A 23,278-nucleotide genomic window follows, 5' to 3' on the forward strand; every position below is an offset into this window, starting at 1 on the left:
CCAAGAACATCGCCAAGCGCGCGCTCGCGATCGCGCACGAATCGCATCCGAAGCCTTTGATGACAGGCCTACGCCACATGGGCGAGCTGGCGCTCGCGCAACTCAAGGACGTGCTCGATGCGTATGCCGCCCGCGACGCGGATCGCGCGCTCGCCGTGTGGCGCGAGGACGAGAACATCGACTCCATGTACAATTCCCTGTTCCGCGAGCTCCTGACCTACATGATGGAGGACCCGCGCAACATCGGCCTTTCGACCCACCTCCTGTTCGGTGCCAAGAACATCGAGCGTGTCGGCGACCATACGACCAACATCGCCGAGACGATCCACTTCCTGGTGAAGGGCACCAACATCACCGACGATCGCCCCAAGGGCGACGACACCAGCTCGACCCTGTTCTCGAAGGATTGAGCGGTCTTAAGCCATGGGCAACCGACGATGACGGCAAAGATACTGCTGATCGAGGACGAGGCGCCGCTGGCCCAGATGCTGCGCTACAATCTCGAGGCCGAGGGATTCCGCGTCGCCCATGCCGAGAACGGCGAGGAGGCCGAGATCCTGGTCGCCGAGGAGAAGCCGGACCTCCTCGTGCTCGATTGGATGCTGCCCGGCGTCTCCGGCATCGAGATCTGCCGGCGCATGCGGGCGCGGATGGAGACCAGGTCGATCCCGATCGTGATGCTGACGGCGCGCGGCGAGGAGGGCGACCGCATCCGCGGCCTCTCAACCGGCGCCGACGACTATGTGGTGAAACCGTTCTCGCTGCCCGAGCTGATGGCGCGCGTGAAGGCCATCCTGCGCCGGGCCTCGCCCGACCGCATGGCGGAGGTGCTGCGCTTTGCCGATATCGAGCTCGACCGTCCAGCCCACAAGGTGACGCGCGGCCTACGCGAGGTGCATCTCGGCCCCACCGAGTTCCGCCTGCTCGAGTTCCTGATGGAAAGCCCGGGTCGCGTGCTCTCGCGCGCCCAGCTTCTCGACGGCGTATGGGGCCGTGACGCCTATGTCGACGAGCGGACGGTGGACGTCCACGTCGGCCGCCTGCGCAAGGCATTGATCCGCGGTAAGGAGCGCGACCCGATCCGCACCGTCCGCGGCTCGGGCTACGTGTTCGGCGAGCGCAACAGCGCCTGAGATGCGCCAGCGCCTCCGCCCTCCGGCGAGGCCGACACCGGCGCCTGTGGACACGGGCGACCGACCTTTCCCTGCCTCCCTTTGCCAGCGTACGGCCGGTTTCCAGCCGCCTCGAAAAAAATTTCTCGACCTCGGCGCGCGCGGCCGCCCGAAGCCGTCCGCATACCCGCATCGGACGACCCATCGGTCGCAAATGGGCGATCGAAAGTTATGAAGCGCAATGAGACGATTGCAGACGAAAGCTCGATAGAACTCTCAAAAGACGGCGCGACGGCCGGCGCCGCAGGCCCGCGCGTCCGGCGCGCGCGCGACCGTCCGACCGCTGCCGACGAAAACACTTGCTTAACCGTCTTGTCGCCTAAATGACGCCACGACTGCACGACGGGATTGGACCTGGGTTCGCTCCCCATCGAGGACAAAACGAATGCGCTTCGCTCCAAACACACGTCCGAACGTCATGGCCAGGGAGAAAAAGGAAGCGCGGCTCAAAGCCTTCATCAGGGCCCACGTGGAAGGGCTCCGCGCCTCGGGCGTGGCGTCCGGCCTCACCGCGTATCGCCTGCTCGCGCTGTCGGCCGAGAGCCCAGCGGCCCGGGCGCTCAACGAGCTCGCCCCCGAGCTGGCCGCGGCCGGCGTTCGTATCGAGGCCATCCTCGCGCGCCGCTCAGAAACGGAGAAGATCGAGGGCGCCGAGTGCCGCTTCGTCACCGACCTCCGCCTCCTCGATGCGCACGAGCAGCTCGTGCTCGACCGCGCGACCGCCTGGATCGGCGACTGCATGCGCCGCGATCCGCTGAAGCGCGATGCCTACGAACTCTATTCCGACAACCCGGCAACGGCAGGCCATGCCGCCCGCTCGTTCGCCCAGATCTGGCACGCGACCGGCCCGTCCGGCAGCCTGGCGGCCGAGCCGAGGTGGACGGGACTGCGTCAGGCGAGCCTGTTCGACCCCTCGCTGATCGCCGGTGCCGAAGCGATGGCGACGCCGCACCTGCTTCCCATCCGCCACTGAACCGATCTCAAGGCCCGAAAAAGCCAATCGAAGCCGGAGCCCGCGCTCCGGCTTTTTTCGTGCTGCGCGCCGACCCGGTCAATCTCCCGCATCGGGCGGAACTTGCCGGTAAATTTGCGCTTTCCGCCAACGTTTGATCATTCGGCCCTGATGGGCTTCACGCGGCCCGGCCCCCCAATGGTAGTGTCCGCAAGCGAGATTTGGCAGCCGGCCAATCCGCTTCGAGCCCAAGGTGACCCGCAATGCGCGCCCTCCAATCCCTGCTGATCGGATTTTTCCTCCTCGTGAGCTTCGCCGCCGGCGCCGAGGAGCGCCCCTTCGCGCACAAGGGCGTCGAGAAAGACGCGGAGCGCTACGAGACCTACATCCGCGACACCTGGCGCCCCGACGGCCGCCAGGCGGCCGAGGTCAGGCTCGCCGCCGAGCGCCTGCTCGGGCCCGACCCGCGCGCCGCCTCGCGCAGCTTCGCGATCGCCGTCGCCACCGACCGCAAGAGCCCCGAGAACTGGATCGGCCTCGCCAAGGCCCTGCTCGCCATCAAGCCGGACCCCGACAAGTCCGAGACCTACGATCTCCCGGTGAACGCCTCGGGCGCCGCCTACCGCGCCTACAAGCTCGCGAGCGATCCCGCCATGAAGGCACGCGCCCTCGCCGTGCTGGGCGAGGCCATGCAGCGCCGCTCCTACTGGCGCCCCGCCATCGATGCGATGAAATCGAGCCTCTCCCTCGTCGAGGCTGCCGACGTGCGCGACGCCTACGAGAAGCTGCGCGCCGAGCACGGCTTCCGCATGACGGATTACGCCACCGACGGCGACGCCGCTCAGCCGCGCGTCTGCGTCCAGTTCTCCGAGAACCTCTCGCGCGGGCAGACCGATTTTGCCAAGTTCGTCTCCGTCAACGGCCGCGACCCGCAGTCGGTCTCCGTCGAAGGCAGCCAGCTCTGCATCGATGGCGTCGAGCACGGCGAACGCTATGAGATCCAGGTCCGCGCCGGCCTGCCCTCCGACGTCAACGAGCCGCTCGCCAAACCCGTGACGCTCGCCGTCTACGTTCCCGACCGCAAGCCGATGGTGCACTTCACCGGCAAGAGCTACGTGCTGCCGACGCGCGGCCAGAACGGCATCCCGCTGGTCGCCGTCAACACGAGCAAGGTCGCGATCGAGGTCTACCGCATCGGCGACCGCAGCCTCGCCAATGCCCTCGGCAACGGCGACCTCGACCGTCAGCTCCAGGGCTACCAGCTCGAGGAGCTGAAGAGCCGCACCGGCAGCGAGGTCTACAAGGGCGAGCTGGAGGTCCAGAGCAAGCTCAACGCCGAGGTCACCGTCGCCTTCCCCGTCAGCGAGGCCATCGGCGAATTGAAGCCCGGCGCCTACGCCATGATCGCGCGCCCCGCCGAGCAGGGCGACAACGACATCTGGCGCGAGCAGGCGACCCAGTGGTTCATCGTCTCCGACCTCGGTCTCACCGCCTTCTCCGGCGACGACGGCGTGCATGCCTTCGTACGCTCGCTCGCCAGCGCCGAGCCCGTCTCCGCGGTGACCGTACGCCTCGTCGCCCGCAACAACGAGATCCTCGCCACCGCGAAGTCCGACAAGACCGGCTACGTGCGCTTCGAGCCCGGCCAGTCCAAGGGCCAGGGCGGCAACGCGCCGGCCATCCTCGTCGCCGAGAACGGCACCGGCGAGTACGCCTTCCTCGATCTCACGAGCAACGCCTTCGATCTCTCCGACCGCGGCGTGAAAGGCCGCGACGCACCCGGCCCGCTCGACGGCTACCTCTACACCGAGCGTGGCGTCTATCGCCCCGGCGAGGAGGTGAACGTCACCGCCCTCGTGCGCGACGCGACCGGCGCTGCCGCAACGCTGCCCGTGACCGTCATCGTCGTGCGCCCCGATGGCGTCGAGCACGGCCGCTACGCGCTGACCGACAACGAGATCGGCGGCCGCACGCTGCACCTTGCGCTCGGCGGCGGCGCCATGACCGGCACCTGGCGCGCCAAGCTGCACGCCGATCCGAACGCCGACCCGATCACGCAGGTCTCGTTCCTGGTCGAGGACTACGTCCCCGAGCGTCTCGACATGACGCTCACCGAAGGCGCCGGCAAGCTCGCGCCCGAGGAGACCAAGACCATCGACGTCTCCGGCCGCTTCCTCTACGGCCCGCCGGCTGCCGGCATGGCCCTCGAAGGCGACATCGTCGTCAAGCCGTCCGCCAAGGATCTCGCGGGCTTCGAAGGCTACCGCTTCGGCGAGGCCGACGAGACCGTGAGCCCCGTGCGCCAGCCGCTTGAGAGCCTGCCGCTGACCGACGCCGACGGCAAGGCCGCGCTCACCATCGCGCTGCCTGCCGTGCCCAAGACCGCCAAGTCCCTCGAAGCCAACGTCATCGTGCGCCTGCGCGAGGACGGCGGCCGCACGATCGAGCGCACGATCACGCTGCCCGTCAGCCTCGACACGCCGCGTATCGGCATCAAGCCGCAGTTCAACACGACGGCACTTGGCGAAGGCGAGAAGGCCAACTTCCAGGTCGTCCTGCTCGACGCCGACGGCAAGCCTACGCCTGCACATCTCGACTGGAACCTCGTCCGCCTCGACACCTCGTGGCAGTGGTACCGCCGCGACGGCTACTGGACCTACGAGAGCCAGACCATCACGCGCAAGATCGCCAACGGCGCCGTCGACGCCACCGTTGACACGCCCGCCGCTATCTCCGCCGACGTCGATTACGGCCGCTATCGTCTCGAGGTGAGCTCCGCCGACACGGGCGGCACGCTGTCGAGCGTCGTTTTCAACGCCGGCTGGTACACGGGCGGCGAGACCGCCGAGAGTCCCGAGATGCTCGACGTTGCCCTCGACAAGGCAACGTATAAGCCGGGCGAAACCGCAAAGCTGCGCATCGCCGCCAGGCAGGGCGGCAAGGCCCTCGTTACCGTGCTCGGCCGCGGCCTGCTTTCCTCCCAGGAGATCGAACTGCCGAAGGGCGGCGGCGACGTCGACATCAAGGTCGGCGACGACTGGGGTCCCGGCGCTTATGCCACCGCGCTGCTCTATCGTCCGATGGACGAGGTTGCCAAACGCATGCCGAGCCGCGCCATCGGCGTCCGCTGGATCGGCGTCGATCAGGCCAACCGCACGCTCAAGGTCAGCGTCGCGACCGAAGAGAAGGTCAAAAGCGCGACCGATCTCTCGATCCCCGTCAAGGTCGACGGCCTCACGGCCGGCGAGGAAGCACGCGTCACGATCGCCGCCGTCGACGTCGGCATCCTGAACCTCACGCGCTACCAGGTCCCGGCGCCCGAAGCCCACTTCTACGCCCAGCGCAAGCTCGCACTTGAGTTGCGCGACTTCTACGGCCGCCTGATCGACGGCATGCGGGCCGAGCGCGGCAAGCTGCGCTCCGGCGGCGACGGCATGGAAGGCGCAGGCCTCCAGGGCACCCCGCCCGTCGAGGAAACCGTGTCCTACTACTCCGGCATCGTCACCGTCGGCGCCGACGGCACCGCCAACGTCACCTTCCCGTTGCCGAGTTTCAACGGAACCGTGCGCGTGATGGCCGTGGCATGGACCAAGGACAAGGTTGGCCACGGTACGAGCGATGTCATCGTCCGCGACTCCGTGGCGCTCACCGCCTCGGCGCCGCGCTTCCTGACGCTCGGCGACGAGGCCCGCGTCGACCTCTCGCTGCACAACGTCGACGGCCCGGCCGGCACCTACACGGCCAAGCTGATCGACGAGACCGAGGGCGAGACCGCGCTGGCCGAGAAAGCAGTCGACCTCAAGAGCGGCGAGCGCAAATCCGAGATCGTCACCTTCAAGCCGACCGACGTCGGCCTGCGTCTCTACGACGTCCGCGTCGCGGGCCCGGATGGCCTCTCACTGTCGCGCCGCCTGACGCTCGACGTGAAGCCGCCGGCCGGCGATATCAAGCGCACGACGGTCGCGAAGCTCGCAGGCAACGGCGGCAAGCTCACGCTGTCGAAGGACCTGCTCGCGGGCCTGATCCGCAACCGCACGACCGTCAACCTCTCGGTCGGACCGGCCGCGAGTATGGACGTGCCGGGCCTCTTGACCGCGCTCGACCGCTATCCGTACGGCTGCGCCGAGCAGACGGTCTCCCGCGCCCTACCCCTCGTCTACGCCAACGCCGTTGCCGCCCGCATCGGTCTCGGCGCCGACAAGGCCCTGAAGGAGCGCGTGCAGGGCGCCATCGCCCGCGTGTTCGACATGCAGGACTCATCCGGCGCCTTCGGAAGCTGGGGCCCCGGCAACGCCAACCTCTGGCTCACGAGCTACGTCACCGACTTCCTGACGCGCGCGCGCGAAGCCGGCTACGACGTACGCCAGCTCCCCTTCAACCAAGCGCTCGACCGGCTGCAGAACTTCGCCTTGAACGGCGAGGACTTCTCGACCGGCGGCGAGGAGCGCGCCTACGCCCTCTATGTGCTGGCCCGCAACGGCCGCGCACCGGTCGGCGAGCTGCGCTACTACGCCGACACGCGCCTTGATCGCTTCTCGACCCCGCTCGCCAAGGCGCAGCTCGGCGCCGCGCTTGCCATGGTCGGCGACAAGGAACGTGCCGAGACGGCGTTCAAGGCTGCCCTGGACGCCTTCGCCGACGAAGACAAGCTTCGCCTCGCCCGCTCCGACTACGGCTCCGATATCCGCGACGGCGCAGCCCTCGTCACGCTCGCATCCGAGACCAATATCGTGAAGTCCGAGACCCCGCGCCTCGTCAACGTGATCGCCAAGGCGTACCTCGCCCGCACCTACACGTCGACACAGGAGCAGGCCTGGATGCTGCTGGCCGCGCATGCGCTCGGCGAGCAGGCGGCGGGCTCCAGGCTCACCGTCAACGGCACCCCCGTGGACGGCTCCCTCATCCGCGCGCTGTCGCCCGAGGAGGTCGAGACCGGCGTCACGATCACCAACAGCGGCGACACCGAGACCGATGCCGTCGTCTCCGTGATCGGCGCTTCGCTCACTCCCGAGCCCGCTGTCGCCAAGGGCTTCACGATCACGCGCACCTACTACACGCTCGACGGCAAGGAGATCGACCTCGCGAGCGCCACCGGCGGCAAGAGCGAGATCGCGCAGAACGAGCGCCTCGTCGCCGTCCTCAAGATCGAGAGCGACGAGGCCGCCGGCCGCGTCCTCCTCGTCGACCGCCTGCCGGCCGGGCTCGAGATCGAGAACCCGCGCCTCGTTGACAGCGGCGACATCAAGAGCCTCGACTGGTTGCGAACGACGCGCCGCCCGGAGCACACCGAGTTCCGCGACGACCGCTTCGTCGCCGCCTTCGACCTCTGGGGCGCGCAGAGCAGCAGCAGCGAGTCCGAGGAAGGGTCCGACGAGACAGCCAGCGAGGAGGAAGGCAATAGGGCTTCGAAGGGTGCTACGGCGCCCGCCGCCACCGCGACCGTTGCCTACGTCGTGCGCGCCGTGACGCCCGGCTCCTTCGTCCACCCGGCCGCGACCATCGAGGACATGTACCGACCCGAGCGCTACGCGCGCACCGGTGCGGGGACCCTCGTCGTGAAGCCGAAGAGCTAGAGAACGAGAAATGATTTTCTCGTTCCCCAAAAAACGGCAAGTCGCAGAGAAGGCTGCCTCCGCCACCCCCGATCGCACCTCGCGATGGAGAACGCCGCTCCCCCTGCCTCTGCGGCTTGCCGCCTGTGCCCTCGCGGCGGTGGCCCTCGCGGTCGCCGCCGCAGGCGTCACGCTCGAGATCGTGAAACGCGACATCGGCCCGCTTCCGCTCGCGGCCGCCGAAGCGGAATCGGTCACGGTGCTCGACCGCAACAACCGCCTGCTGCGCGCCTTCACCACCAAGGACGGCCGCTGGCGCCTGCCGCTCGAGGTGAGCGAGGTCGATCCGCGCTACCTCGCGATCCTCATGGCCTACGAGGACAAGCGCTTCTACGACCACGGCGGCGTCGATCTGCGCGCCATCCTGCGCGCGAGCTACCTGCTGGCGCGCCACGGTGAGATCCTGTCCGGCGGCTCGACGCTGACCATGCAGGTGGCGCGCCTGCTCGACGGCAAGCATGAGCGCACCGGTGCCGGCAAGCTCCGCCAGATCGCCCGCGCACTGCAGCTCGAGGAGACGCTGTCGAAAGACGAGATCCTGCGCCTTTACCTGCGCCTCGCCCCGTTCGGCGGCAACATCGAGGGCGTGCGCGCGGCCTCCCTTGCCTACTTCGGCAAGGAGCCGAAGCACCTCTCGGCTGGCGAAGCCGCATTGCTCGTCGCGCTCCCTCAGTCGCCCGAGCGCCGCCGCCCGGACCGCAACAACGAGGCCGCCCACAAGGCGCGCGACCGCGTGCTCGACCGCGCGGTCGAGGAGGGCGTGCTGTCCAAGGCCGAGGCCGAGCGGGCCAAGGGCGAGCGCGTTCCCCGAAAGCGCCTCGAGGTCCTGAAGCTTGCCCCGCACCTCTCGGAAGCCGAGGTCGCCGCGCATCCCGCGACCCGCGTCCATCGCCTGACGCTTGACCGGAATATCCAGTCCGCCATCGAAAAGCTGACCAGCGAGCAGACGAAGCTCCTCGGCCCGAAGCTGTCGGCCGCCGTGCTCGTCGTCGACCACGCGACAGGCGAGGTCCTGGCTCACGTCGGCTCCGCCGACTATCTCGACCGCGACCGCCAGGGCGCCATCGACATGACGGACGCCATCCGCTCGCCGGGCTCGACCCTGAAGCCCTTCATCTACGGCCTCGCCTTCGAGCAGGGCATCGCCCATCCCGAGACGCTGATCGAGGATCGCCCGACCCGCTTCGGCACCTACACGCCTGAGAACTTCGACGAAGCGTTCCACGGCACGGTGACGATCCGCGAGGCGCTCGGCAATTCGCTCAACGTCCCGGCCGTGAAGGTGCTGGCTGCCGTCGGACCCGGCCGCCTCATGGGCCGCTTCCGCCGTGTCGGCATCGTCGCTCAGTTGCCGGCCAACACCAGACCCTCGCTCGCCATCGCCCTCGGCGGCCTCGGCATGACACTCAAGGATCTTGCGACGCTCTACGCCGACCTTGCGCGCGGCGGCGAGCCGGTCACGCTCAAATGGCATCGCGACGCGCCGGCAGCGACGCCCGCGGCCGCGCGCCGCCGCCTGCTGACCCCGGTCTCGGCCTGGTACGTGACCGACATCCTGCGCGACGCCCCGCCGCCGCCGAACGCCAAGGGCGGGGCCATCGCCTACAAGACCGGCACCTCCTACGGCTACCGCGACGCCTGGGCCGTCGGCTTCGACGGCCGTCACGTCGTCGCCGTCTGGGTCGGTCGCCCGGACGCCGCCTCGACGCCCGGCCTCATGGGCCGTCTCTCCGCCGCACCGATCCTGTTCGACGCCTTTGCGCGTATCGCCGAGCGCCCGGCGCCGTTCCGCTCGGCCCCGGCGGGCGCCATGAAAGCGACCGGCACGTCCCTGCCGCCGCCGCTCAAGCGCTTCCGAGGCCCGGCCGATGATGTGATCGCCAAGGGCCCGTTCCTGGACCCACCGGTGCTGATCTCCTTCCCCCCGGACCGCTCCGAACTCGACATCGCCGAGCGGGAGGCCGAGCCGCTGATCATCAAGGCCGAGGGCGGCGCGCTGCCGCTCACCTGGATGGTCGACGGCGCCCCCGTGACCTCCGATCCCCTGCGCCGCGAGGTGGAATGGCAGCCGGACGGGCGCGGCTTCGCCAAGCTGACCGTCATCGACGCCAAAGGCCGCGCGGACCGCGTCACCGTGCGCCTGCGCTGACCGGATGAGGACGGGCCGTCATGGCAAAGCCGCAACCGGCGCGCTAAGGTTCTCGCCTGATCGCGGGGCAGCGCGCCCTCACCCGCGCAGCGTCATGGCGGAGCCAATTCGCATGGATGGGGAGAGGTCGCGCAGCGCATGCTGCGCGGGTGAGGGGGCCCTGCACTTCGAGGCGACAGAGCGACAGGATGGTTACACTTTGAGACGAGCAGCGACCGCCCTAGTCACATGGCTCGGTATTGCCGCCCTGCTCGCGGCGCACGCCGCCAAAGCCGAGGAGACCGTCCCCAGCCTGCCCGCGCTCGCCGCCGACATCTCGCAGACCTCCGTCTCCGGCATCTCCTCCGGCGCCTACATGGCCGGCCAGTTCCAGGTCGCCCACGCGAGCGTTGTCGTCGGCGCCGCCATCATCGCCGGCGGCCCCTACGGCTGCGCGGAGAGCGCCTATGCCGACGTGATGTCGGGCCCGGGCCTCGCGCTTCTCAATCTGTCGAAGGCCGTCAACGGCTGCATGCTGAACGCGCTCGCCCTCTGGGGCATCCCCGACGTTCCCCGGCTGGTCGAGAAAACGAAAAGCCTCGCGGAGGCCGGCCGCATCGATCCGCTGTCGAGCCTCCTCGGGGACCGGGTCTATCTCTTCTCCGGAGAGAACGACCGCACCGTCGTCCCCGCCATCGTCGAGGCGGCCTACGCCTATTACCGTGGGCTCGGCATTCCCGAAGAGAACCTCGCCTTCGTCACCGACACGCCGGCCGGGCACGCCTTCGTCACCGACACCGGCGGCTTGTCGTGCGAGCTCACCGGCAAGCCGTTCGTCGTCGATTGCGACTACGACCAGGCGGGCAGCGTCCTCCAGCACATCTACGGGCCGATGGCCGCGCGCGCCGCAACGCCGGGAGGCGTCTTCCAGGAGTTCGACCAGCGGCCCTTTGCGGAGGGAATAGCCAACCACGGCATGGCGAGGCGCGGCGTGGTCTACATCCCCCCGAGCTGCGCCGGAGGGACGACGTGCCGGGTCCACATCGCCTACCACGGCTGCACCCAGAACCGCGCCGTGGCCGGCGATGCCTTCGTGCGCGGCTCCGGCTACGCCAACTGGGCCGACGCGAACGCGCTCATCATCCTCTTTCCCGAGGTCTCCGCCTCGCCCGTCAACCCGCAGGGCTGCTGGGACTGGTGGGGCTACACAAGCGACGACTATCTGACGCGGAAGGCGCCGCAGATCGAGATCGTCTACCGCATGCTTGAAGAGCTCGGAAAGCCGCGCCCCTAATGCTCTCAGAGCCGCTGGCCGCAACGCTCTCGACAGCTGGGTTGAGCGGGCCGCCACGATCCGATAGACCATGACCGCGTTGGGACGCGGAGGGGATCGATCGATGCGAGGTGCGACGGGCCGAGCCTGGACGGGTCACGTCTGGAGGTCCCGGGCCTGGACATCCGGGCCGGCGCACGGCGCACGGGGCAAACCCGCGACGCGCCTGACGGAGGCTCTGTCGGCTCTCTTCGCCGCGGCCGCCCTGGCCGTCGCCGCCACGCCGGTCGTCCTCGAGCAGACCGCCGAAGGGTCACGCCCGGACGAGGCCGCCGGAACCACCTCCCCCCGCACCGGGCTCGCCCCCCCCGGCCGCGAGGTGATGTTCGCCGGCTACGGCGGCGTGCCCTACACTTACCCGAGCGACGTCGGGCTCAAGAAGGACGGTCTCCACGACCTCACCGCCAGGGATGTCGCCTGGGACGGCAAGCCCTTCGTCAACCCGGTCTACTATGGCGCGCGCATCGTCCGCTTCGGTGCTGGCCGCCTCGGCGCCATGCTCGACTTCACCCATTCGAAGGCGCTCGCCCGCCTCGACGAGGATGTCACCTTTCAAGGGACGCTGAACGGCGCCCCGGCGCCCGAGCGTGCGCGGCTGCGCGATATCTTCCGCAAGCTCGAGGCGAGCCACGGCCACAACATGCTGACGCTGAACGGCCTCCTGCGGCTGCCGAGTTTTTCGCTGGGCCTTCAGCCCTATGTCGGCCTCGGCGCCGGCGTGTCGCTGCCCCATTCCGAGGTTCATCTCGCCAGCGCCGACAAGAGGACCTACGAGTACCAGCTTGCGGGCCCCGTTGCGCAGGCGCTGATCGGCCTCGAGCTGCGCACGGCGCGCGTCTCCTATTTCATCGAGTACAAGTTCACGTTCGCACCTTACGGGATGCCGCTCAGCGAGCGCGAAGGCTCCTGGCTGCCGCTCGATCTCTGGAGCCAGTTTCGGAACTGGTGGACCGGCGCGGAGCCGCCCGGCGGCCGTCTGACCACGACCTTCGTGAGCCACCAGGGCATCTTCGGCCTCGGCATCCGCTCCGCCCCCGTCGCCGCACCCTGACGCGCCGTCGGACCAGAGCTCACTCGGGCGAACGCCTGGGACCGGATCCACGCACGCGTCCGCAGCCTAAAGCGTTTTCAAGCGAAGTGGACACCACTTCGCATTAAGAAAACGCGTCAAACCAAAAACCAGAGAGCCTCGCGTCTGAGCCTGCCAGAGGCGAACAGGCTCTAGCGAAATGAGACAGCAGCGCGTCAGAAGCGCCGCAGCAACCGTTCGAGATAATCGAGCTCGGCCGGGGCGCGCGTCGCTTCGCCGAGCCTGCGGCGCAGCTCCTCCAGGATCTCGCGCGCCCGCTGCACATCGATCTGATCCGGCACCTTGACCGACGTGCCGAGGTCCGGTCCCTGCGTGCGCTGCGGGCGTCCGAGCGGATCGCGCGGCGTATCGCCCGACTGACCGTAGCGCTGCGGCATGTTGCGCATCATTTCCTGCGCCATGTTCTGCGCACCCTGGCGCATCTGGTCGAGCGCGCGGCCCTGCTGCTCGGTCGCCTCCTCGAGATCGCCGCGCTCGAGCGCCTCTCCGGCGCCCTGCATGGCGCCCTCGGCGTCCTGAAGCTGCTGGCTCGAGGAGCCGCCCTTCTCGCGCATCTGCTTCTGCAGTTGCCCGAGCCGGTCCTTGAGCGCGCGCTGACGCTGCGTGAGGTCGTCGAGACCACGCCGTCCCGCGCCCTGGCCGAGCTGATCGCCACGCCCCTGCTGACCCTCGCCGCCGGGCGCGCGCTGGCCGCCGCGTCCGCGCTGCGCCTGATCCGACTGCCCCGGCGGCGCGCCGATGTCGCCCTGCTGCCCGTCACCGCCCATGCCCTTCATGCCGGGCGGCGGCTTCTGATCGTTCCCCTGTCCGCCGTCCTCCTGCGCGCGCTGCTCGCCGAACGTGTCGTCCATGAGCTGCTGCTGGTCGCCGACCATGTTGCCCAGCTCTTCCATCATCTTCATCATCTCGCGGGTTTTCTGCGCCTGGTCCTTGTCCTGGCGACCCGCCTGCAGGCGCTCCATGAGATCCTGCATTTCGGAAAGAAGCTGCTGGGCCTGCTCGCGCGCGCCGTTTTTCGCCATCTCCTCGAGATTGCGCATCATGCGCTCAAGGTCGTCCTGGGCGAGCGACTGCTCGTCCGGGTTCTGGCCGTCCTGCGGCTCACCCTCCTGGTTTTCCTGCGCGAGCTGCTTCATGAACTCGTTCAGCGCCTGACGCAGCTCCTGCATCAGTTGCTTGATCTCTTCCTCGGACGCACCGTTCTCGAGCGCCTTGGAGAGCTTGTCCTGCGCCTCCTTGAGGGCGCGCTCGGCATCCGAGAGGTTTCCGTCCTCGATCCTGAGCGCGATCTGCCAGAGCTGGTCCACGACGCTCTTCGTGCCTGCCCGCGAACGGTCGCTCAAGAGCCGATACCGCGCCGTCCTGAGACCCAGATACACGCGCGGATCGTCGATGAAGCCGTCGGGCTCAAGCGTCAGGGCGTCGAGCGCGAATACCACCGTCGGGCGGTAGCGGCTGTCTTCCATGAGCTTCTTGCGCTGCTCGACGATGGCGCGCGCGAGCGGCTGCGTGAACTGGCGCTCGGGCAGGATCATTTCGAAGCCCGGGCTTTGCCCGATCTGCCCCGCGACATCCTTCGCCTCGAGCGTCATGACGACCTTGCGGCCCGCCCAGGGATGGGAGGCCATCTCGAAATAGGTGTGCGCCTCTGCCGAGGTCGCGTTGGGCCGCGGCAAACGCAGCTCAAGCTTGGGCGGACGCAGGAGCGGCGCGCGGGGGCCACGCAGCGGCTCGGGTCGCGCCCACGCCTTCTCCGGATCGCGCGGCGGATCGGGAAGCTTCTTGAGCTTCACGCCGGCGGAGGCCACGCCGTAGTCGTCCTCGACCTTGTAGGTGAGCTTGAGCGAGCCGCGCGGCGTTAGCTCGGGCAGCCGCGAGAGCGAGATCCTGGGAAGCTGGTCGGGGATCACCACGATGTCCCAGGCGGCAAGCTCCGACCCGCCGGCGAGCGCGCGCACCCGCGCCGAGCGGGTCATCTCGGTGCGGACCTCCTTGAGGTCGCCGACATCCGTCTCGGGCTTGGCCTCGAAGCGCTCGGCGGCGGCTGTCTCGCCCTTGGGGACTGTCGGCGTCACCTCGACGGTGAGCGGCGCTGATCCCATGCCGCCAACGCGCACGATGAGGACGCTCCGGGTCGGAACCTCGGGCAGCCGCGCCTTGCCGTCGGCGTCGGCTCCTCCCGCGGCAGGCTGCGTCCGCACGCCGCCGGCGCCATCCGCCAGCATGACCGGCGGACGTCCCGTGTACGCGGGCGGCGTCAGCCAGGCATCGAGCCGCGCCTGCGAATCGGTATGCACCGCGGCAAACGTGAACGCATCCCGCACGCGCTCGCCGACGCGGTCGCCGAGAAGGCCGGTGAGGCCCACGAGACCGAGCAGCAATGCGGCGCGGATGGCAAACGGATCGAAGCGGTCCGTACGCGGCCGCGGCTTGCCGGACCTGAGCTTGCCGAGCAGCGCCGCCATGCGCGCCCGATGCGCCTGCCAGATCGCCTGCGTCGCGGGGTCCGAGGACGGCGCGCTCAGCGTATCCTCATAGGACGTCGCCGGCCGATGCGGCACGCCGGACACGCGCTCGATGCGCCGGATGGCGTCCTCGCGGGAGGGCCAGGCAACGCGCAAAAAGGAGGCGAGCGCGACGGCGAGCGCCAAGCCGAACAGCCCGAGGACCACCACATGCAGCGGCAGCGGCAGGCGGGGCCAAAGGCCCGCATAGGAGACGAGGAGGAAGACGGCGACGACGGCGATGACGAGCCACAGCTTGAGCCACACCTGCTCGAGCACGACCGCCATGCGGGCGCGCCAGATCTTGCGCTCGAACGAACGATCGGCCGCTCGCGGCCCCTGATCCATCTCCATGGCACCAAACCTAGCATGGGCCCCGGGGGCAGGTTCATTACAAACCGCTAACGTTCACAGGCCTCGCCCGGATCCGCGGCGGCGCCAACACCCTGAAAAACGGTAGGGAATTGCGCTTGATGAATTGGGCCCGTGCCTTCTCCCGAGACGGCCCCTTGGCGCCGCCACGGGCGCGGGCCCGGCCCGTCAATGCTTCCTCACCCGGGCCGAATACCTAGCCCGCGAGCCACGGCGGCAGGCGGTCGAGGCCGATCAGGTCGTCGTAGGACGGCCGCGGCCGCACGACGGCGTAGGCTGCGCCGTCGACCAGCACCTCCGGCACCAGAAGGCGCGTGTTGTACGTGGACGACATCACCGCGCCATAGGCGCCCGCCGTCATCACCGCCATCAGATCCGAAGGCTCGAACGCGGGCAGCTCGCGCTCGAGCGCGAGGTAGTCGCCGGTCTCGCACACCGGGCCCACGATGTCCTGCAGCGTGCGCGGGCCCGAGAGTCGCCCTTCGAGCACCGGCCAGACCTCGTGATAGGCGTCGTAGAGCGTGGGCCGCAGAAGGTCGTTCATCGCCGCATCGACGATCGTGAACCGCTTGCCGGCGCCCGCCTTGGCGTAGAGGACGCGCGTGACGAGGATGCCCGCATTGCCGACGATCATGCGCCCCGGTTCGAGGTAGATGCGCGCCTCGAGGTCGCCGAGGGCCGCCTTGACGAGCGCGGCATACGCGTCCGGATGCGGCGGAACCTCGTCCGCGCCGCGGTAGGGGACGCCGAGCCCGCCGCCGATGTCGAGGTGATGGATCGCCGAGCCTGCGCGGCGCAGCTCCAGCGTCAGGTCGCGCATCAGCCGGAACGCATCGCGAAACGGCGCCAGATCCGTGATCTGGCTGCCGATGTGCATATGAATGCCGGAGACGTCGAGCCCCGGAAGGCTGCGCGCTTCCGCGTAGAGCCGCGGCGCCTCGAGGTAGGGGATGCCGAACTTGTTCTCGCTTTTGCCGGTCGAGATCTTGGCGTGCGTCTTGGCATCGACGTCCGGGTTGACGCGTAGCGCGACGCGCGCCGTGACACCGAGCCCCTCTGCCACCTCCGAGAGCGCCCGCAGCTCCGGCTCGCTCTCGACATTGAAGCTGAAGATACCCTCGCGCAGGGCATAAGCCATCTCCTCGCGCGATTTCCCGACGCCCGCGAAGATGATCCGGCCGGCCGGCACGCCCGCCGCCCGCGCGCGCCGGAGCTCGCCCTCCGAGACGACGTCCATGCCCGCCCCCGCGCGCGCCATCGTCGCCAGCACGGCCTGGTTGGAGTTGGCCTTGACCGCAAAGCAGATCACCGCGTCCTGGCCCTCGAACGCTTGGGCCAGCACGCGATAGTGCCGCGCCAGCGTGGCCGTCGAATAGCAGTAGAACGGCGTCCCGATCTCGGCGGCGATCCGCGGGAGGCTGACATGCTCGGCGTGAAGCACGCCGTCCTGATAAGCGAAGTGATGCATGGGAGAGAGGGGCCCGGAAAACAGGAAATCACCGGCCGACGCCGGCGGCGACGCACCTATAGAGCGTTTTCAAGCGAAGTGGACACCACTTCGCGTTAAGAAAACGCGTCATACTGAAAAACAAAGGCTCTGGCGGGAGAAACGCGGCGACGCTCGCAGAAGTCACGTTGGGGCGCTAACGGACCAGACCGTCCAGAATGAAGGGCTTGTGCGGCTTGGGCGCCGCTCCCTCGGGCTTGCCCTCGCCGGACTGGGCGTCTGCCGTGGTCTGCGTCTTGGCCTCGGGCGGAGCCTCAAGGCCGCCGCGCACGCCACAGCCCGCAAGCGTGAACGCCAGCGCGGAAGCGGCCATGGCAGCGCGAGCAAAACGCATCATCTCGATCAAGCCCAATTGCGACCAGCCCAAAGGAACCGCGGCACATCCAGCGGTTAGCAGGGAAACCGGGCGGATTTTAGCGCCCGGCGGCCTCCTTTTCCAAGCGCCGCGCCCAGACCCGCGCCATTTTCGCGACGTTCTGTGGCGAAGTTCCCCCATAGCTCCGGCGCGACCGTACCGAGTTCTCCACCGAAAGGACAGAGTAAACGCCGTTCGATATGCGGGGCTCGATGGCCTGCATGACGTCGAGCGGCACGGCCTCGAGCTCGAGCCCCCGCTCCTCGGCGGCCTTGACGATGGCGCCCGTCACGTGGTGGGCCTCGCGGAACGGCATCTTGAGCTCCCGCACCAGCCAATCGGCAAGATCGGTCGCCGTCGCATACCCGCGCCCGGCCGCGGCCCGCATGGCCTCCTTGACCGGCTCGAGATCGCCGACCATGCCCGCCATGGCGGCGAGCGCGAGGCGGAGCGAGGCCAGCGCGTCGAAGGTCGCTTCCTTGTCCTCCTGCATGTCCTTGGAATAGGCGAGCGGCAGCCCCTTCATCACCATGAGGAGGCCCTGGAACGCCGCCGCAATGCGCCCGACCTTGGCGCGCACCAGCTCCGCCGCATCCGGGTTCCGCTTCTGCGGCATGATCGACGAGCCGGTCGTGAAACGGTCCGAGAGCCGGATGAAGCCGAACTGCGGCGTCATCCAGAGCACGATCTCCTCGGCCAAGCGCGACAGATGCACCGCCGTGATGGAGGCCGCCGCCAGCACCTCGAGCGCGAAGTCCCGGTCCGCCACGCCGTCGAGCGAGTTCGCCATGGCCCGGTCGAAGCCGAGCACCTCGGCCGTCTTCTGCCGGTCGATGGGGAACGAGGTCCCGGCGAGCGCCGCCGAGCCGAGCGGGCACTCGTTGAGCCGCCGCCGCGCGTCCGTGAACCGTCCCCGGTCGCGCCCCAGCATCTCGACATAGGCGAGCAGATGGTGGCCGAACGTGACCGGCTGGGCGGGCTGAAGATGCGTGAAGCCGGGCATGACCGTCGCCGCATGCGCTTCCGCCTTGCCGACCAGCGCCGCCTGCAGGGCGCCGATGGCAGCGATGATCCCGTCGGTCGCATCGCGCACGAACAGCCGGAAGTCGGTCGCCACCTGATCGTTGCGCGAGCGCGCCGTGTGCAGCCGCCCGGCCGGCGTGCCGATCAGCTCCTTGAGCCGGCTTTCGACGTTCATGTGCACATCCTCGAGCGCGCGCGAGAACACGAAGCTCCCGTCTGCGATCTCGGCCGCCACCTGGTCGAGCCCCCTCAGGATCTCCCGCGCATCGCTCTTGGTGATGATCCCCGTCTCGCCGAGCATGGCTGCATGCGCCTTGGAGCCGCGGATGTCCTGCGGCGCGAGCGCCTTGTCGAAGGAGACCGAGACATTTATCTCCTCCATGATCTCGGCGGGCGAGGCGGCGAACCGGCCGCCCCACATCTTGTTGGCGCTTTTCTCTGTCACGGAACGGGCCCTCCGTAAGACCCAGGGAACGGAAGCACTGAGCGATGAACGAAAACAGAAACCCGTCCGGCGCACCCAGAACGAGCACGACGGCCGTCATTGCCCTGGCCGCGGTCGCGGCTCTTGTCGGCTTTGCGGCGGTATACGGCACGCTTGGCCGCCCTGACAACACCGGCGTTTCCGAGGCCCCCACGGCCCCGGCCAAGGACACCGCGGAGGGGCGGCGGCGCGCGCCCGGTCTGCCGGCCTTCGTCTTCAAGAAGACGCCCGAGCCCCTGGCCGACGTAAATTTCATCGACGAGACGGACGCCCCCCGGACGCTCAAGGACTTCCGCGGCAAAACGGTGCTGCTCAACCTGTGGGCGACGTGGTGTGCGCCCTGCCGCGAGGAGATGCCCTCCCTCGACCGGCTGCAGCGGGAGCTCGGCTCCGAGACCTTCGAGGTCGTCGCGCTCGCGGTCGACCGCACGGGTCGCGAAGCGGCGCGCAAGTTCCTCGACAGCATCGGCGTGACGTCGCTCAAGCTCTACGCCGACCCGACGACGCGCGCCGGCTCGGCCTTGAAGGCCATCGGCATGCCGACCACGATCCTGATCGACCCGCAAGGCCGCGAGATCGGCCGCCTGCCGGGCCCCGCCGAATGGGACACCGCCGACGCCAAGGCCCTTATCGCCAGCGCCATCGCGGCGCCGGCCGCATCCAACTAGGGTCATGACCTAGAGAAAGATGACGCCGGCGAGTGAGGCGAGCGCCGCCACCGCGAGAAACGCCACCATGAGGCCGCTCGGCGGCCGGGACCCGAAGCTCGTCTCCACCCGCGCCGCCGAAAGCTCCGCCAGCGTGCGATCTACGGATGCGAACGTCTTGTGGTTGAGCGCGTTGAACGCGACCCGCGGGCCTTCGATGGCGTCGACGCGGCCGCGCACGTCGCGCACCAGGCGGAACACTTCGTCGAGCTTGTAGTCGCGCGCGTTTCTGAGGCTTTCCGCCAGCGCCTGAAAGCGCGTCGTCTGTTCGGCGTGATCGGTGAGCTCCTCGACCCGTTTGGCGAGCATTTCCTCCCGCCGCTCGAGCCGCTCGAGCTTGGCCGCGAGCCGGTCGAGGGCGACGGCCGTCTCGGCAACATAAGCGTCGCGCATGCTCCAAGGCCCGCCCGTCACGACGTTGCCCGTCACCCCGAGATCCTGGGGTCTGCCCATGCCGACCTCCCGACGCTTTACAAAATCCGATACGCCGCATCCCCAGCCGACGGGGCGCGCGCGCAATGACCTCGGTCAGATTAGAGCACGCGTGTTAACGTGAGGTTTGCCTTTCGCGGCCCGGCGTGCCCCGGCCCGGTGGGGCTGGGCGGGCCAAGCATTGACAGCTCCCCGGATGAACGGTCATGAACGCCTGCAGACGAGCAAGAGGGCCAGAACGAGCATGAGCGACCTTCAGACGACGATCGAAACGGCTTGGGAAGCCCGCGACGGCGTGACCCCGGCGACCAAGGGCCCCGTGCGCGAGGCCGTCGAGGCCGCGCTCGACCTTCTGGACCGGGGGGAAGCCCGCGTCGCCGAGAAGACGAGCGGCGAATGGGTCGTCAATCAGTGGCTGAAGAAGGCCGTGCTGCTGTCGTTTCGCCTGACCGACATGGACCTCATCCCAGGTGGCCCCGCGGGCTCGTTCTATTGGGACAAGGTGCCGCCCAAGTTCGCGGGCTGGACCGCCGAGGATTTCAAGAAGGGCGGCTTCCGCGTGCTCCCGGGCGCCGTCGTCCGCCGCTCGGCCTACATCGCGCCCGGCGCCGTGCTGCTGCCGTCGTTTGTCAACCTGGGCGCCCGCGTCGATAGCGGCACCATGGTCGATACCTGGGCCACCGTGGGCTCCTGCGCCCAGATCGGCAAGAACTGCCACATCTCGGGCGGCGCCGGCATCGGCGGCGTGCTCGAGCCGCTGCAGGCCGGCCCCGTCATCATCGAGGACAACTGCTTCATCGGTGCCCGCGCCGAGGTGGCCGAGGGCGTGATCGTCGGCGAGGGCTCGGTGCTCTCCATGGGCGTCTACCTCGGCGCCTCGACCACCATCATCGACCGGGCGACGGGCGAGAAGCACTTCGGCCGCGTGCCCCCTTATTCCGTCATCGTCTCCGGCACCATGCCGGGCAAGCCGCTGCCGAACGGCGAGCCGGGCCCGAACCTCTACTGCGCCGTCATCGTCAAGCGCGTCGACGAGAAGACGCGCTCGAAGACGTCCATCAACGACCTCCTGCGCGACTGACGCGCCGGCGCGGCGGTGCCCTCGTCGCCGCGCATATTTCCCTTTGCACACCACCATGGCCGGGCTTGACCCGGCCATCCAGGGACCTCTACGAGACTCTGTCCAGAGGCTCGCCAATGTACCGCTCTCTCGACCCAGCCAAGATCATCGCCACCCTCGCCGAGCTCGAGACGCGCATCGGACAGCGCTTTCCGGGCTCCGGCCTGAGCCGCGTCTGCGGCGAGGTGGTGGCGCTTGCGCAGCAGACTTCGAAGCGCATCGTCGCCGTGTCGAAGCCGATCTGGGGGTTGCGGCTCTCGCTCCTGACGTTGCTCGCGGTCGTTCTCACGCTCGCCGCACTTCTGGCCCTGGAGGCGTCCTCGCTCAAGACCTCCGATGATTTGTCCGAGATGATGCAGGGCGTCGACGCCGGCGTGAACCTCCTCATCGTTCTCGGCGGCGCCGCCTATTTCCTGGCCTCGCTCGAAGCGCGCTGGAAGCGCGACCGCGCGCTCAAGGCGTTGCACGAGCTGCGCTCCATCATCCATGTCATCGACATGCACCAGTTGACCAAGGACCCGAGCATGCTGGGCCAGCTCCGCACGGCAAGCTCCCCCGAGCGGCCCATGACGCCGTTCGAGCTCATCCGCTACCTCGACTACTGCTCCGAGCTCCTGTCGCTGACCGCCAAGTGCGCTGCCCTCTACGCCGAGAAGCTGAGCGACCCCGTCGTGGTCGAGACGGTGGGCGCCATCGAGCTCCTGACCTCGGATCTTTCGAACAAGATCTGGCAGAAGATCACCATCGTCGAGGCGCTGCCGGGCGACCACGTTCCCCACGCGCCTGCGCACGCCGAGAGGACGAACACCACATGACCGTCACCGCAACCGATCCTGTCGCCCTCACGCAGGCCCTGATCCGCTGCGAAAGCGTGACGCCCGTCGAAGGCGGCGCGCTCGACCTGCTCGAGAGCGTGCTCGCGCCCGCGGGCTTCGCCTGCCATCGCCTGACGTTCACCGAGCCTGGCACGCCCGACGTCGAAAACCTGTACGCGCGCATCGGCACGGGGCAGCCGCACCTTTGCTTCGCCGGCCACACCGACGTCGTCCCGCCGGGCGACCTCGCCGCCTGGACCGTGCCACCCTTCGCGGGCGAGATCCGCGACGGCGTTCTCTACGGGCGCGGCGCCGTCGACATGAAGGGCGGCGTCGCCTGCTTCGTCGCCGCCGCGCTGCGCCACCTCGAGTCAGGCGGCAGCCGCAACGGCTCCATCTCTCTCCTCATCACGGGCGACGAGGAAGGCCCATCCATCAACGGCACCATGAAGCTGCTCGACTGGATGACGGCGCGCGGCGAGGTGCCGGACGCCTGCCTCGTTGGCGAGCCGTCGAACCCCGAAGCGCTCGGCGACGAGATCAAGATCGGGCGCCGCGGGTCGCTGACGGCCGAGATCGTCGTGCACGGCAGGCAGGGCCACGCCGCCTATCCCGGCAAGGCCGACAATCCGATCCCGAAGCTCGCGCGAATCCTCGACCGGCTCTCCGCGGCCGAGATCGACCGCGGCACGCCGGACTTCGAGCCGTCGAACCTGCAGGTGACGGTGCTCTCGGTGCCGAACCGCGCCGCGAACGTCATCCCGGCCGAAGCGCGCGCCACCTTCAACATCCGCTACAACGACACCTGGCGCCGCCCCACCATCGAAGCCTGGGTGCGCGCCGAGTGCGCGGCAGCCGCCGCGACCCTGAACGCTGCCTACGATCTCGAATTCTCCGGAACCGGAGACGTGTTCCTGACCAGGCCCGGCGTGCTCGTCGACACGCTCGCGGCGGCGATCAAGGCAGAGACCGGCCGCACGCCGGCCCTCTCGACCGGCGGCGGCACGTCGGACGCCCGCTTCATCAAGGACGTCTGCCCGGTCGTCGAGTTCGGTCTCGTCAACACGACCATCCACGCCGTCGACGAGCGCGTGCCCATCGCCGACCTCGAGCGGCTGACCGCCATCTACCAGCGCTTCCTCGCCGGCTACTTCGCCACGGCCTGAAGCCTGCATCCGGCCTAGAGTCGTTCCGACTTAGGTGGAAACATGGTCATGTGAGCAATTGGCGTGTCTGGATCCCGGCCGTCCATGCGGAGCATGGCTCCGCCATGATGCCGGGATGACGTCATTTGTATGCAGGCGGGCTACGCAAACTCAACGTCACTCCGGCGAAGGCCGGAGTCCAGACGGGTTGCGCATGTCGAACCACTGTTTCCATCTGAAACGGAAACTCTCTAACGGAAATGCTTCGAGAGCTTGAGCCCCTGCGCCTGGTAGTGGCTGCCGAGATCGCGGCCGTAAAGCGTCTCGGGCACTTCCATCATGCGCTCGTAGACGAGCCGGCCGATGATCTGGCCGTCCTCGAGGATGAACGGCACGGTGTGCGAGCGCACTTCCAAGACCACGCGTGAGCCCGCTCCGCCCGCCGCCCGATGCCCGAAGCCCGGGTCCATGAAACCCGCGTAATGCACGCGGAACTCGCCGACCAGCGGGTTGAACGGCATCATCTC

Annotated in this window: 17 protein-coding genes; 11 read left to right on the forward strand and 6 right to left on the reverse strand. The window is 68.8% G+C overall.

Going from position 1 to position 23,278, the window contains the following annotated elements:
* The 7 genes from V7082_RS16120 to V7082_RS16150 form a co-directional block, all read left to right on the forward strand.
* Window positions 1–410, forward strand: a 410-nt coding sequence (locus tag V7082_RS16120) for a phosphate signaling complex PhoU family protein (RefSeq protein WP_334150270.1), incomplete at its 5' end; no start/stop codon positions are given.
* Between the two features lie 27 nt (window positions 411–437).
* Window positions 438–1,133: a phosphate regulon transcriptional regulator PhoB gene (gene phoB / locus V7082_RS16125; protein WP_334150271.1), complete on the forward strand. Its 696-nt coding sequence runs from the start codon at window positions 438–440 to the stop codon at window positions 1,131–1,133.
* Window positions 1,134–1,557: 424 nt separating this feature from the next.
* Window positions 1,558–2,145, forward strand: a complete 588-nt coding sequence (locus tag V7082_RS16130; RefSeq protein ID WP_334150272.1) for a hypothetical protein — start codon at window positions 1,558–1,560, stop codon at window positions 2,143–2,145.
* Window positions 2,146–2,387: 242 nt separating this feature from the next.
* Entirely contained in the window at window positions 2,388–7,697 is a 5,310-nt protein-coding gene (locus tag V7082_RS16135) for an alpha-2-macroglobulin family protein (RefSeq protein WP_334150273.1), read from the forward strand.
* Between the two features lie 10 nt (window positions 7,698–7,707).
* Window positions 7,708–9,885 (forward strand): penicillin-binding protein 1C, encoded by a 2,178-nt coding sequence (pbpC, locus tag V7082_RS16140; protein ID WP_334150274.1) that lies wholly within the window; start codon window positions 7,708–7,710, stop codon window positions 9,883–9,885.
* Between the two features lie 199 nt (window positions 9,886–10,084).
* Window positions 10,085–11,158, forward strand: coding sequence for an extracellular catalytic domain type 2 short-chain-length polyhydroxyalkanoate depolymerase (locus tag V7082_RS16145; protein ID WP_334150275.1), 1,074 nt, complete (start codon window positions 10,085–10,087; stop codon window positions 11,156–11,158).
* A 103-nt stretch (window positions 11,159–11,261) separates the two neighbouring features.
* A complete protein-coding gene (locus V7082_RS16150; RefSeq protein WP_334150276.1) occupies window positions 11,262–12,248 on the forward strand; it encodes a hypothetical protein in 987 nt (328 codons plus the stop codon).
* 194 nt (window positions 12,249–12,442) lie between these two features.
* Here V7082_RS16150 and V7082_RS16155 read toward each other — a convergent pair whose 3' ends face one another.
* The 4 genes from V7082_RS16155 to argH all read right to left on the reverse strand — a co-directional run bounded on the left by V7082_RS16155 (window position 12,443) and on the right by argH (window position 18,469).
* Window positions 12,443–15,145 carry a TIGR02302 family protein gene (locus V7082_RS16155; RefSeq protein WP_334150277.1) on the reverse strand — a complete coding sequence of 901 codons (2,703 nt, stop codon included), beginning with the start codon at window positions 15,143–15,145 and terminating at the stop codon, window positions 12,443–12,445.
* A 214-nt stretch (window positions 15,146–15,359) separates the two neighbouring features.
* Window positions 15,360–16,631 carry a diaminopimelate decarboxylase gene (gene lysA, locus V7082_RS16160; RefSeq protein ID WP_334150278.1) on the reverse strand — a complete coding sequence of 424 codons (1,272 nt, stop codon included), beginning with the start codon at window positions 16,629–16,631 and terminating at the stop codon, window positions 15,360–15,362.
* A 175-nt stretch (window positions 16,632–16,806) separates the two neighbouring features.
* Window positions 16,807–17,007 carry an LPS translocon maturation chaperone LptM gene (lptM, locus tag V7082_RS16165; protein ID WP_334150279.1) on the reverse strand — a complete coding sequence of 67 codons (201 nt, stop codon included), beginning with the start codon at window positions 17,005–17,007 and terminating at the stop codon, window positions 16,807–16,809.
* 76 nt (window positions 17,008–17,083) lie between these two features.
* Window positions 17,084–18,469 carry an argininosuccinate lyase gene (argH, locus tag V7082_RS16170; RefSeq protein ID WP_334150286.1) on the reverse strand — a complete coding sequence of 462 codons (1,386 nt, stop codon included), beginning with the start codon at window positions 18,467–18,469 and terminating at the stop codon, window positions 17,084–17,086.
* Window positions 18,470–18,537: 68 nt separating this feature from the next.
* On the opposite strand from argH, the gene V7082_RS16175 reads away from it, so the two are divergent.
* A complete protein-coding gene (locus V7082_RS16175; protein ID WP_334150280.1) occupies window positions 18,538–19,200 on the forward strand; it encodes a TlpA family protein disulfide reductase in 663 nt (220 codons plus the stop codon).
* A gap of 9 nt (window positions 19,201–19,209) precedes the next feature.
* On the opposite strand, the gene V7082_RS16180 is transcribed toward V7082_RS16175, so the two are convergent.
* Window positions 19,210–19,692, reverse strand: coding sequence for a hypothetical protein (locus tag V7082_RS16180; protein WP_334150281.1), 483 nt, complete (start codon window positions 19,690–19,692; stop codon window positions 19,210–19,212).
* Between the two features lie 175 nt (window positions 19,693–19,867).
* Between V7082_RS16180 and dapD the strand changes: the two genes are divergently transcribed.
* The 3 genes from dapD to dapE all read left to right on the forward strand — a co-directional run bounded on the left by dapD (window position 19,868) and on the right by dapE (window position 22,772).
* Window positions 19,868–20,752, forward strand: coding sequence for a 2,3,4,5-tetrahydropyridine-2,6-dicarboxylate N-succinyltransferase (dapD, locus tag V7082_RS16185; RefSeq protein WP_334150282.1), 885 nt, complete (start codon window positions 19,868–19,870; stop codon window positions 20,750–20,752).
* A 116-nt stretch (window positions 20,753–20,868) separates the two neighbouring features.
* Window positions 20,869–21,606, forward strand: a complete 738-nt coding sequence (locus V7082_RS16190) for a hypothetical protein (protein ID WP_334150283.1) — start codon at window positions 20,869–20,871, stop codon at window positions 21,604–21,606.
* Complete coding sequence (gene dapE, locus V7082_RS16195; protein WP_334150284.1) at window positions 21,603–22,772, forward strand: succinyl-diaminopimelate desuccinylase; 1,170 nt, start codon at window positions 21,603–21,605, stop codon at window positions 22,770–22,772. Before V7082_RS16190 ends, dapE begins: the two co-directional genes overlap by 4 nt.
* 230 nt (window positions 22,773–23,002) lie before the next feature.
* Here dapE and V7082_RS16200 read toward each other — a convergent pair.
* On the reverse strand, window positions 23,003–23,278 hold a 276-nt coding region (locus tag V7082_RS16200; RefSeq protein WP_334150285.1), incomplete at its 5' end, for a dCTP deaminase domain-containing protein.

The organism is Hyphomicrobium sp., from assembly GCF_036833075.1.
Classification (GTDB): Bacteria; Pseudomonadota; Alphaproteobacteria; order Rhizobiales; family Hyphomicrobiaceae; genus Hyphomicrobium_C.

What these genes read in the sequence shown, in the direction of transcription:
- phoB (WP_334150271.1), top strand. Translation starts at nt 438, where the DNA reads ATGACGGCAAAGATACTGCTGATCGAGGACGAGGCGCCGCTGGCCCAG.
- V7082_RS16130 (WP_334150272.1), top strand. Translation starts at nt 1,558, where the DNA reads ATGCGCTTCGCTCCAAACACACGTCCGAACGTCATGGCCAGGGAGAAA.
- V7082_RS16135 (WP_334150273.1), top strand. Translation starts at nt 2,388, where the DNA reads ATGCGCGCCCTCCAATCCCTGCTGATCGGATTTTTCCTCCTCGTGAGC.
- pbpC (WP_334150274.1), top strand. Translation starts at nt 7,708, where the DNA reads ATGATTTTCTCGTTCCCCAAAAAACGGCAAGTCGCAGAGAAGGCTGCC.
- V7082_RS16150 (WP_334150276.1), top strand. Translation starts at nt 11,262, where the DNA reads ATGCGAGGTGCGACGGGCCGAGCCTGGACGGGTCACGTCTGGAGGTCC.
- V7082_RS16155 (WP_334150277.1), bottom strand. Translation starts at nt 15,145, where the DNA reads ATGGAGATGGATCAGGGGCCGCGAGCGGCCGATCGTTCGTTCGAGCGC.
- lysA (WP_334150278.1), bottom strand. Translation starts at nt 16,631, where the DNA reads ATGCATCACTTCGCTTATCAGGACGGCGTGCTTCACGCCGAGCATGTC.
- lptM (WP_334150279.1), bottom strand. Translation starts at nt 17,007, where the DNA reads ATGATGCGTTTTGCTCGCGCTGCCATGGCCGCTTCCGCGCTGGCGTTC.
- argH (WP_334150286.1), bottom strand. Translation starts at nt 18,469, where the DNA reads ATGTGGGGCGGCCGGTTCGCCGCCTCGCCCGCCGAGATCATGGAGGAG.
- V7082_RS16175 (WP_334150280.1), top strand. Translation starts at nt 18,538, where the DNA reads ATGAACGAAAACAGAAACCCGTCCGGCGCACCCAGAACGAGCACGACG.
- V7082_RS16180 (WP_334150281.1), bottom strand. Translation starts at nt 19,692, where the DNA reads ATGGGCAGACCCCAGGATCTCGGGGTGACGGGCAACGTCGTGACGGGC.
- dapD (WP_334150282.1), top strand. Translation starts at nt 19,868, where the DNA reads ATGAACGGTCATGAACGCCTGCAGACGAGCAAGAGGGCCAGAACGAGC.
- V7082_RS16190 (WP_334150283.1), top strand. Translation starts at nt 20,869, where the DNA reads ATGTACCGCTCTCTCGACCCAGCCAAGATCATCGCCACCCTCGCCGAG.
- dapE (WP_334150284.1), top strand. Translation starts at nt 21,603, where the DNA reads ATGACCGTCACCGCAACCGATCCTGTCGCCCTCACGCAGGCCCTGATC.